General features: G+C 72.5%; 7 protein-coding genes and 1 pseudogene. 6 read left to right on the top strand and 2 right to left on the bottom strand.

Annotation, left to right across the window (positions count from 1 at the left end; all coding sequences use genetic code 11):
- Window positions 1-309: 309 nt before the first annotated feature.
- Window positions 310-1,131, bottom strand: coding sequence for a site-specific integrase (locus ACWCSU_RS51820; RefSeq protein WP_449944848.1), 822 nt, complete (start codon window positions 1,129-1,131; stop codon window positions 310-312).
- Between the two features lie 268 nt (window positions 1,132-1,399).
- A pseudogene (locus ACWCSU_RS51815) lies at window positions 1,400-1,819 on the bottom strand (tyrosine-type recombinase/integrase); the annotation flags it as partial.
- Between the two features lie 1,208 nt (window positions 1,820-3,027).
- On the opposite strand from ACWCSU_RS51815, the gene ACWCSU_RS51810 reads away from it, so the two are divergent.
- The 6 genes from ACWCSU_RS51810 to ACWCSU_RS51785 all read left to right on the top strand — a co-directional run bounded on the left by ACWCSU_RS51810 (window position 3,028) and on the right by ACWCSU_RS51785 (window position 10,424).
- Window positions 3,028-3,462 (top strand): (2Fe-2S)-binding protein, encoded by a 435-nt coding sequence (locus ACWCSU_RS51810; RefSeq protein ID WP_449944851.1) that lies wholly within the window; start codon window positions 3,028-3,030, stop codon window positions 3,460-3,462.
- Window positions 3,462-4,448 carry an FAD binding domain-containing protein gene (locus ACWCSU_RS51805; RefSeq protein ID WP_352351861.1) on the top strand — a complete coding sequence of 329 codons (987 nt, stop codon included), beginning with the start codon at window positions 3,462-3,464 and terminating at the stop codon, window positions 4,446-4,448. The genes ACWCSU_RS51810 and ACWCSU_RS51805 overlap by 1 nt, the downstream gene beginning before the upstream one ends.
- A gap of 34 nt (window positions 4,449-4,482) precedes the next feature.
- On the top strand, window positions 4,483-6,669 hold the full coding sequence (locus ACWCSU_RS51800) for a xanthine dehydrogenase family protein molybdopterin-binding subunit (RefSeq protein ID WP_449944845.1): 2,187 nt from the start codon (window positions 4,483-4,485) through the stop codon (window positions 6,667-6,669).
- A gap of 283 nt (window positions 6,670-6,952) precedes the next feature.
- Entirely contained in the window at window positions 6,953-7,435 is a 483-nt protein-coding gene (locus tag ACWCSU_RS51795) for an NADH-quinone oxidoreductase subunit B family protein (RefSeq protein WP_189646919.1), read from the top strand.
- Entirely contained in the window at window positions 7,432-9,483 is a 2,052-nt protein-coding gene (locus tag ACWCSU_RS51790) for a proton-conducting transporter transmembrane domain-containing protein (protein ID WP_357709385.1), read from the top strand. Before ACWCSU_RS51795 ends, ACWCSU_RS51790 begins: the two co-directional genes overlap by 4 nt.
- Window positions 9,480-10,424 carry a respiratory chain complex I subunit 1 family protein gene (locus tag ACWCSU_RS51785; protein WP_357709382.1) on the top strand — a complete coding sequence of 315 codons (945 nt, stop codon included), beginning with the start codon at window positions 9,480-9,482 and terminating at the stop codon, window positions 10,422-10,424. The genes ACWCSU_RS51790 and ACWCSU_RS51785 overlap by 4 nt, the downstream gene beginning before the upstream one ends.
- Window positions 10,425-10,436 lie beyond the last annotated feature (12 nt).

Genomic DNA, 10,436 nt, shown 5'->3' with positions numbered 1-10,436 from the left:
TTGATCGCGGTGGTTGCCTATGTCCCGAGACACACTTTGTTGAAGTTTCCTATGTCCTGCGACATGGGTTTCCTATGTCCTGAACCAGCACACTGCAGGGCGCGCTTTGATCATGGCCTGACCTGCGACTATGCGGGATCGGATGCGTTCTAGAACTTTCGCCTAGCGGTTGCGTGCTCCGTACGTGCTCGGTTGCACCAACCCTGCACTCGCCATGATCATTCGACCTCCCGGGCTGGCCCGGCAAGAGCAGCGGCCCCGCCTCCGCGAGCAGAGGGCGAACGCGGGGCCGGATGCCTAATCCGACTGTCAGCTCCTCAACGAGACGACTCTCGCGGCCTCGGCCTGGTTTTCCTTGCCGAACAGCAGGGCGGCGGTCTTCTCGGTGGCGGCGGTGGCCACCTGCGGGTAGACGGAGGTGTAGGTGTCGGCGGTGAACGCGCTGGATGTGTGGCCCAGCGTTTCCTGCACCACTTTCATGTCCACTCCGGCGGCCAGCATGAGCGAGGCGGTGCCATGCCGGAGGTCGTGCAGCCGGATGGGTGGCAGGCCGGCCAGATAAGCCAGCCACAGGAACTGATCGGAGACGTGCTGGGGGTGCAGGCGAGTGCCGTCAGGCTGGGTGAACACGAACCCGGTGTCGACCCATGCCTTGCCCATGGCCAGGCGTTCCTGCAGTTGCTGCTGCCGGTGGGCGCGCAGCACTTGGACGGTGTCGGTGTCCAGGGCGATGGTGCGTACCGAGGCGTCGGTCTTCGGGGTGCCCTCGTGGACCTGCCAGGCAAGCTGCACTAGCTGCCAGTTCACCGTCAGACTGTGACCGTTGAGATCGACCTCCTTCCACCGCAGCCCGCATGCCTCGCCCCGCCGTAGCCCGCGCAACGCGACCAGCTGATACAAGGCGAACAGCCGGTGGGCTCGGGCTTCTTCGAGGAACAGGCGAGTCTGGGCGGGTGTCCACACCATGACGGGGGAGGGGCGCGGCACGCTGGTGTAGGCGTCGATGGGATCGACCCGCCGTCCGCCCTGGCGCTGCTTCTCCGCCTGCCGGTAGGTGTGGAAGTCCTGCTGCCAGGTGCGGACCCGGTCCTCGGTCCACACCAGTGGCTTGGGGCGGACGTGGGCGGGCATCTCCAGCACGGCGGCGGGGGGGGGTGAAGTCGATCAGCCGGTCCTGTCGCATGGCCATGTTGAGCGCGTGGTGGAGGGTGGCGCGGATGCGGTGCATGGTGGCGATGCTGATCGGCCGCCGGAACTTGACGCTCTCGCGTACCTGCGGGTCGGGGTCGGCGCGGCGTTCGGTGATGGTGTCGTTGAACTCCTCGATCTGCTCGAACATCAACGCGATGTCGCTGACCTTGAGCTGATCCAACCGCAGCCGCCCCAGATACGGGGTGAGGTAGAGGCGGATGTGGCTCTCATAGGAGCGGCGGGTCGTCTCCTCGATCCTCCGCTTACGGTGGAGGAACTCGGTCAGCCGCTGCTCGACGATGATCTCCTGGTTCAGATGCTGCCCAGTCTTGATCTTGCGGCGGACCGTCTCCAGAGTCGGAATCGTGTCGGTCTCGGCCAGCGCCAGCAGGTCACGCACCTGACCGAGTTCACCTTCGGCGGCGTCTTGGGAGGCGAAGCCGCCGCGGCGCAGCGGCCCGCGCCGCTTACCGTCCGCGGTAGGCGGGAGTTCGATCTGGTAGTTCCAGATGCCGTGCCGGTAGCTCCACCCACCGCCGGGGCGGCGCAGCTTGGGGCATTTCTGCCCGAACGCCTTGCCGTCATCGTCGCGGCACGAGCAGCGTTTGAACGTACGTCCCTCAGCCATCGTGTGTCCTGTCTCCTTCTCTTCGGGTGCCGTTCGATCGAGCCGACGCTGCGGCGAGCTGGGTGCGGTCGGGCGGCGTTCGGCACGGTGCCGCTATCTGGCCGCACTGATCGCAGGGTGGATCCAGGTAGGTGTCCCGTATCGAGCGCTGACCCCGGGGCGGCCCTGTTGGTCACGGTCGGCGCTAGCTGAATGGGGTAGCGGCACACCCTCGGTCGCGGCCGTGTCGGGTAGCGCGGGGCGTGTCGGGGCCATCCGGTCCGGCACGATGCGGTGGGCCTGATCACGCGAGCATGCCCGTGGTGATCACCCCACCGCGTTCAGGACCGTGTCGGACAGGGCGTATCGACGCCCACCTGGGTGGCAATGGTCAAGCCGAATCCGACGGTTACCGCCCGCCCGGGACGCTGCCGGTCTCCGCCTTGCTGCGCGGCCAGCCGGCCGCATATCGCCTCTGGCGGGCGTCTGGGAGCAGACTGCTCTGATGTGCAGGCACGCCGTCCTCCGCACGGGAGAGGGGCAGCCGTCTACCCGGAACCAGCTTCGGAAGGCCGTGCGGCCGACGGGCAGCACGCCTCAGTTCCCCCGAACTTCTCCCACATGTCGATCGAGACCACCGACGGAGTTCCTCGCGTCCGTGTGCGCTTGACAGCCACGCTGGCTCAGGACGGCTTCGTCGACGAGAAGATCGCTTACGTGCTGGAGGCGGATGAGCAGGGCGAGCCGACCCGCCGCTCGGACATGTCGCGGTACGACCGCGGGAACATGGCGAGGTGTGCCGTCCTTGGCGACATAGGCCAGGCGGGTCAGGTCGCGAGCCGGCAGTTCCTGGCTGGTCGGCCGGTTCAGTCTCGTTCGGATGCACGGTTGCTCCTCCGTCGTCGGTCAGCGGATCGTTGTGACGAACCCAGGACGGACCCGCTGTCGCGTTCTCGACACCCGCGCGGCGGTCCGGCTTCCCGACGAACGGGCAGCTTAGGCTACGTACTGCCGCCGGACATCACAGACAGGCCATGACCGAAATGTCCAGCACAGCCATCCCATCGCCGGAGCCGGAGCCGGAGCCGGAGCCGGAGCCGACCCGGCGTGCCGTCATCAAGGCCGGCGCGGCCATCGCCGCCCTCCCCGCGGCCCCGTCGCGCACCCGCCCGGATCAGGCCGGGAAGCCGGTCAAGGGACCTGGCCGGGTCCCGCTCACGGTCAACGGCGTGACCTATGAACGGCTCCTCGAACCACGGGTGAGCCTGCTGGACGCGTTGCGCGAGAGCATCGGGCTCACCGGCACCAAGAAGGGCTGCGACCGCGGCGAGTGCGGGGCCTGCACGGTGCTGGTGGACGGGCGGCGGATCAAGTCCTGCCTGACGCTGGCCATCATGCAGCAGGGCCGGGACATCACCACGGTGGAGGGCCTGGCACGCGGTGAGGAGCTGCATCCGGTCCAGCGGGCCTTCATCGACCAGGACGGCCTGCAGTGCGGCTTCTGCACCCCCGGCCAGATCATGTCGGCCGTCGCCTGCATCGCCGAGGGGCATGCCGGCGACGATGCCGAGGTCCGGGAGTGGATGAGCGGCAACCTGTGCCGTTGCAGCTGTTACCCGAACATCGTGGCCGCGGTCCGGCAGGCCGCCGGAGAGCTGTCCTGATGGACGACTTCGCCTACAGCCGCCCCGGCCGCGCCGAGACCGCGCTCCGCCTGGCCGCGCGGCCGGGGACGCGGTTCATCGCCGGCGGCACCGACGTGCTCAACCTGATGCGGGACGGTGTCGAGCGTGCCGACCACTTGGTCGACATCAACGCGCTGCCCTTGGACGGCGTGCGGGAGACCCCGGCGGGGATCGAGCTGGGCGCGCTGAGCCGGATGAGCGACGTGGCCGCGCACCCGGCCGTCCGCCGACGGCTGCCGGTGCTGGCCCAGGCGCTGCTCGGCGGGGCCTCGCCGCAGGTGCGCAACATGGCCTCGCTCGGCGGGAACCTGCTGCAACGTACCCGGTGCTGGTACTTCCGCGACGCGTCCATGCCGTGCAACAAGCGATCCCCGGGCAGCGGCTGCCCGGCGATCGAGGGCCGCAACCGGTGGCACGCCATCCTCGGCGGCAGCGAACACTGCATCGCGGTGCACCCGTCGGATCTGGCCGTGGCGCTGACCGCGCTGGAGGCCACGGTGCACACGCTGCACGCCGAAGGCCCGCGCCGGGTCCCGATGGCGGGGTTCTACCTGCCGCCGGGCGACACCCCGGACCGGGAGACCGTCCTGCGTCCCGGCGAGCTGATCACCCGGATCGATGTGCCCGGCACGCCGCCGGCCGCCGGCTCGCGGTATCTGAAGGTACGGGACCGGGCCGCTTTCGGGTTCGCCGTCGTCTCGGTCGCGGCCCTGGTCCGGCTGGCCGCCGACGGCGAGGTGGCGCAGGCGAGTCTGGCCTTCGGCGGCGTCGCGCCCCTGCCCTGGCGTTCGCCCGCCGCCGAACAGGCGCTGATCGGGCGCCCGCTGGGCCCGGCCTCGATCCGCGCCGCCGGGCTGGCCCTGGTGCGCGAGGCGAGGCCGCGCGCGGACAACGCGTTCAAGGTCGAGCTGGTCCAGCGGGCCCTGGCGGAGGTGCTGGAGCAGTTCGCGCGGGGAGCGGGATGAACGCCGTCGGGCGCCCGGTCGCGCGGGGGGCGGGATGAACGCCGTCGGCCGGCCGGTCGCGAGAGTGGACGGTGTCGCCAAGGTCACCGGCGCGGCCCGGTACGCCGCAGACGTCCAGGTTCCCGGCGTGACGCACGCCGTCCTGGTCGGCTCGACGATCGCCCGCGGCCGCGTCACCGCGATCGAGGTCTCCGAGGCGGCCGCCGCCACCGGGGTGCTCGGCGTCTTCACCCACGAGAACCTGGGCCGGCTGCCCCGGCCTCGCCCGCAGGATTTCCTGCCGTTGCAGGACGACCTGATCCGGTACGCCGGCCAGCCCGTCGCGGCCGTGGTGGCGCGGACCCTGGAGCAGGCCCGGCACGCGGCCGGGCTGGTGGCGGTGAGCTACCGGGCCGACACCCCGCGGACGGTGCTCGCCGACGGTCTCGACGCCGCGTACCTGCCGCCCCAGGGACCTGACGGGGGCGACAACGTGTACGTGCGCGGGGACGTCGAGGCCGCGCTCACGTCCGCGCCCGTCACGGTCGAGGCGACGTACACCACCCCGATGCAGCACCACAACCCGATGGAGCTGCCGGCGACCGTCGCCGCCTGGGACGGCGACCGGCTCACGGTTCACGAGTCCACCCAGAACATCGCCGGTACCCAGGAAGGGCTGATGACGGTGTTCCGGCTGCCCCGCGAGAAGGTACGCGTCATCTCCCCGTACGTGGGCGGCGGGTTCGGCGCCAAGGGCACGTCCGCGGTGCCGCGCATCGCCCTGGCCGCGGCGCTCGCCCGGCACGTCGGACACCCGGTCAGACTGGTGCTGACCAGGGCCGAGTCCTACACCAGCAACGGCCACCGCGCCGCGTCCCACCAGGTGGTGCGCGTCGGCGCCACCCGCGACGGGCGGCTGACCGCGATCGACCACACCCTCACCCAGCAGGTGGCCGGCACCGAGGGCCGGTTCGTCACCAGCGCCCGGATCACCCGGATCCTGTACGCCTGCCCGAACGTGCGCACCACCCAGCGGGCCGTCGCCCTGGACCTGGCCAACGCCGTCTACATCCGGGCGCCGGACACCGTCACCAGCCACGCCCTGGAGTCGGCCCTGGACGAGCTGAGCTACGCGCTCGGCCTGGACCCGGTCACGCTCAGGATCCGCAACTGGTCGGCGACCAACCAGCAGAGCGGCGTCCGGCACGGCAGCAACCACCTGCGCACCTGCTACGAGCGGGGCGCCGAGCGCTTCGGCTGGTGGCGGCGCGCCCCGCGTCCCGGCTCCATGCGTGACGGCGACTGGCTGGTCGGCTGGGGCATGGCCACCGTGGCCCACACCGCGGGCGGCCGGGAGATGGCGGGAGCCGAAGTGATCATCGGCGTGGACGGCGCGGCACGGATCCGCTCCGGCACCCACGACATCGGCACCGGCACCTCCACGGTGATGCGGCAGCTCGGCGCCGACGTGCTGGGCCTGCCGATGGCCGAGGTCCGCTTCGACCTCGGCGACTCCGCCTACCCCCAGGCGCCGGCCTCGTCGGCGTCGGCGACCGTGCCCTGTACCGGCGCGGGCGTCGTCCGCGCCGCGACCGCCGCCCGCGACCAGGTGATCGCCCTGGCCGTGGCGGACGAGAGCAGCCCGCTGCACGGCCTGCCGCCCGCCCGCGTCCGCGCCGCCGACGGACATCTGTTCGATCTCGACCGCCCCGCGCGCCGCACCAGCTTCCGGGACGTGCTGCGCCGCCACGGCCGGCCTCTCCGCGTGACCAGCCCGGCGGGCGAGCGGATGGTCCAGGCGGTCTCGACCGGCGCGGTGTTCACCGAGGTCGCCGTCCACCGGCTGCTGGGCCAGGTCCGGGTGCGCCGCGTCGTCGGCGTCTACGACCCCGGCCGGGTACTCAACGAGCGCACTGCGCGCAGCCAGGCCGTCGGCGGCGTGATCTGGGGCATCGGCGTCGCCCTGTCCGAGCACACCCTGACCGACCCTCACATGGGCCGCATCCTCACCCCGAACCTGTCCGGCTACCTGGTGCCCGTGGCCGCCGACGTGCCCGACCTGGACCTCACGTTCATCGACCGGCCCGACCCGGCCAGCCCGGCGCTCGGCGCCCGCGGCTTCGGCGAGGCTCCCACGACCGGCCTGAGCGCCGCGATCGGCAACGCCGTCCACCACGCCATCGGCCACCGCGTCCGCGACCTGCCGATCACCCAGGACAAGGTTCTCGCCGCCCTTGCCTGACTCCTCGGCGCGGGGTGCGTCACCAGGCCGAATGCCGCGGACCGGGCACGAACGGCCATGCCGGACTCCACCGGCCGCCCTTTGGCCAAAGTCAGCCCCACCCGCCGCGCTTGAGGAATAGCCTGACGCCGGGATCCGCCGGTCGGGCCGTAGGGGGCGATCGCGCAGGCGCGTGATCCATGCGTGGCCCGGCCAGGTGTTCTCCCGACAGGGCGGCTGCCTGCCGCGGCACGGCAGCCCCGGCCCGGGTGATCGTGGCCGGCGAGCGTTGCAGGGGGCAACGATGGGGTTGTGGGGGAAGATCGCGAAGACGGGCCGGGTGGCCGAGCCCGCGCCCGCCCGCGAGGAGGGTGACCCGCCCGCGAAGGCGGCAGAACTCGCCGGATCGGTGCAGATCAGACATGTGGACGCGGGGTCGTGCAACGGCTGCGAGGTGGAGATCGCCTCGGCGTTCGGCCCGGTGTACGACGCCGAACGGTACGGCGCGCGGCTGGTGGCCTCGCCGCGGCACGCCGATGCGCTGCTGGTGACCGGGCCGGTGACCCGCAACATGGAGGTGGCGCTGCGCCGCACCCATGACGCGGTCCCCGAGCCCCGCCTGGTGATCGCGCTGGGCGACTGCGCGCGCGACTGCGGGGTGTTCGCCGGAGCCTACGGGGTGGCCGGGGCGGTGGCCGACGTGCTGCCGGTGGACGTGGAGGTGCCGGGGTGCCCGCCGGAGCCCGCGGCGATCGTGGCGGCGTTGCGCGGGCTGACGGGCCGATGAACCCGGTCGGCACACTGTACGTGGCGGCGCTGTCCGGCTGCGCGCTGGCCGCGGTGACCGCCTTGCTGGCACCGCCCCGGGCGCGGCGGCACCTGGCGGGCTGGTGCACGGCGGCCGCGGGCGCCGCCGCCGCGGCGGCGGGCACGACGGCGATCACAACCGCGATCACAGAGGCAGGCACGACGGCGGTGGGCGGGGCCGGTCGGAGCTGGTCGGCCTGGCTGCCGGACCTGCTGCCGCTGGCCGGGGTACGGCTGGCGGTCGATCCCCTGAGCGGGGTGTTCATCGCGGTCACCGGGTTCGTGGCGGTGTGCGCGGCGATCTACGGGATCGCCTACTGCGCCCACGGCCTGGACGGACGCGTGTTCCAGTCGGTGCTGCCGCTGTTCGTGGCGGCCATGCTGCTGGTGCCCGCCGCGGCAAGTGTGAGCACGTTCCTGCTGGCCTGGGAGCTGATGGCGGTGTCGTCGCTGCCGCTGGTGCTGGCCGAGTACCGGCGGGGGGCGGCCGTGGGCCGGGCCGGGCTCTGGTACGCGGTCATGACCCACCTCGGCCTGGTGACGATCCTCGTCGGCCTGGTCGCGTTCGCCGCCGGGGCCGGCGGGGAGAGCTTCGAGCAGTTGCGCGAGGCCACGCTGTCGCCGGCCGCCAGGACGGTCGTGTTCCTGGCGACGCTGGCCGGGTTCGCCTCCAAGGCGGGCATCGTGCCGCTGCACGTGTGGCTGCCGCGGGCGCACCCGGAGGCGCCGAGTCACGTCTCGGCCCTGATGAGCGCGGCCATGGTGAACATGGGCGCGTACGGCGTCGTCCGGGTCGGGCTGGATCTGCTGCACGGCGGCCCCGCCTGGTGGTGGCTGCTGGTGCTGGGAGCGGGCGCGGCGTCGGCGCTGTTCGGGATCCTTCAGGCGGCGGTCGCCTCCGACCTGAAGCGGCTGCTGGGCTACTCCACGACGGAGAACCTGGGCCTGGTGCTGGTCGGGGTGGGTGCGGCGGGCTTCTTCGCGGCCTGCGACGCTCCCGTGCCGGCGGCGCTGGCACTGGCCGCGGCCCTGCTCCACGTGGTCAACCACGCCGCGTTCAAGACGGTGTTGTTCCTGTCGGCGGGCTCGGTGCTGCACGCGACCGGCACCCGGGATCTGGACGCGCTCGGCGGGCTGCGCGCGCGGCTGCCGTACACCACCGTCGTGTTCGCGCTCGGCGCGTTGTGCGCTTCGGCGCTGCCGCCCGGCAACGCCTTCGTCAGCGAGTGGCTGCTGCTGCAGAGCCTCATCCACGCGCAGCCCGCCGCCGGGGTGGCGGGCGCGGTGACGATGCCGCTGGCCGTGGGGGCGATCGCGCTGTCGGCGGGTCTCGCCATCGCCACCTTCGTCAAGGCGTTCGGCGTGGGCTTCCTGGGCCGGCCGCGCAGCGCGGAGGCCGAACGCGCCGGAGAGAGCCCGCCGGCCATGCTGGCCGCGACGACGCTCGCGGCGGCGTGCTGCGTGGCCCTGGCGCTGGCTCCCACGCTGGTCCTGCCCGCGCTCGTCCGGGCGGTCGGAGTGGCCTTCCCTGGACGGGACGTGGCCGGCGGGCAGGTGACGCTGCGGCTGACCGGGGTCACGGGGATGATCTCGCCGCTGCTGATCGCCGTCGCCCTGGTGGCCGCCGTCGTGGCCGTCCTCTGCCTGGTACGGGTGGGCGCGACGCGGCGGGCACGGCGCGCCGCCCGGCTCTGGGACTGCGGCGCCGGGCCCATGTCGGCGCGGATGGAGTACACCGCCACGTCGTTCGCCGAGCCGCTGCAGCGGGTCTTCGGCGACGTCCTGGAGCCGGAGAGCGACGTGGACGTCACCCCGATGAAGGAGTCGGCCTACCTGGTGGAACGCGTGAGCTTCCACGCGCGGATCCCTGACCGGATCGAACACCGGCTGTACGAGCCGTTGATCTCCGCCGTGACGGCCGCCGGGCGTGGCGCCCGTGGCCTGGCCACCGGCAGCGTCCACCGCTATCTCGGCTACGGGTTCTGGGCGCTGACCGCGGCGCTGATCGTTCTGGTGGTGCTGCGATGACGGGCGTGATCGGAGCGGCGCTCCAGGTGATCCTGGTCGCGGTCGGCTCGCCGCTGCTGGTGGGGGTGATGCGGCAGGTCCACGCCCGGCTGGAGGGACGCGCCGGCGCCGGGATCGCCCAGCCGTGGCGGGACCTGCGCAAGCTGATGCGCAAGGAGCCCATCGCGCCACGCGGCACCGGCTGGGTGTTCCGCGCGGCGCCGCCGCTGCTGGCCGGCACGGCGCTGGTCGTGGCCGCGGTGGTGCCGCTGGTGACCACGGACTCACCGCTGGACGGCGTCGCGGACCTGTTCGCGGTGCCCGCGCTGCTGGCGCTGGGGTCGGTGGCGCTGGCCCTGGGCGCCCTGGACACCGGGACGGCGTTCGGCGGGATGGGCGCCAGCCGGGAGATGACCGTGCTGGCGCTGGTGGAGCCGACGATCCTGGTCTCGACCTTCGCCCTGTCGATCGGCGTCCGCTCCACGAGCCTGGGGGCGATCGTGACGGCGGCGGCCGGGCATCCGCTGTCGGTGCTCTCCCCGGTGAGCGTGCTCGCCTCGGTCGCGCTGGCGATCGTCACGCTCGCCGAGACCGGCCGGATCCCCGTGGACAATCCCTCCACGCACCTGGAGCTGACGATGATCCACGAGGCGACGGTGCTGGAGTACGCCGGGCCCGACCTGGCGCTGATCGAGTGGGCGTCGGCGATGCGGCTGTCGGTGCTGCTGGGACTGCTGGCCGGCCTGTTCGTCCCCCTGGGGATCGCGGGCGCGGGGGCGGGGGTGCTCGCGCTGCCGCTGGCGATGGTCGCGCTCGTCGTCAAGGTGGGGCTGCTGGGGGTGCTGCTCGCCGCCGGCGAGGTGTTCATGGCCAAGCTCCGGCTGTTCCGCGTTCCGGAACTGCTGGCCGGTTCGTTCCTGCTGGCGCTGCTGGCCGTCACCGCTACCTTCTTCCTGACCTGAGACATGGACGTG

It is taken from the genome of Nonomuraea sp. NPDC001699 (assembly GCF_053596455.1).
This window is presented reverse-complemented; position numbering and strand designations above follow the sequence as displayed.

Coding starts and splice junctions, on each gene's coding strand:
- ACWCSU_RS51820 (WP_449944848.1), bottom strand. CDS start 1,131: ATGCCCGCCCACGTCCGCCCCAAGCCACTGGTGTGGACCGAGGACCGG.
- ACWCSU_RS51805 (WP_352351861.1), top strand. CDS start 3,462: ATGGACGACTTCGCCTACAGCCGCCCCGGCCGCGCCGAGACCGCGCTC.
- ACWCSU_RS51800 (WP_449944845.1), top strand. CDS start 4,483: ATGAACGCCGTCGGCCGGCCGGTCGCGAGAGTGGACGGTGTCGCCAAG.
- ACWCSU_RS51795 (WP_189646919.1), top strand. CDS start 6,953: ATGGGGTTGTGGGGGAAGATCGCGAAGACGGGCCGGGTGGCCGAGCCC.
- ACWCSU_RS51790 (WP_357709385.1), top strand. CDS start 7,432: ATGAACCCGGTCGGCACACTGTACGTGGCGGCGCTGTCCGGCTGCGCG.
- ACWCSU_RS51785 (WP_357709382.1), top strand. CDS start 9,480: ATGACGGGCGTGATCGGAGCGGCGCTCCAGGTGATCCTGGTCGCGGTC.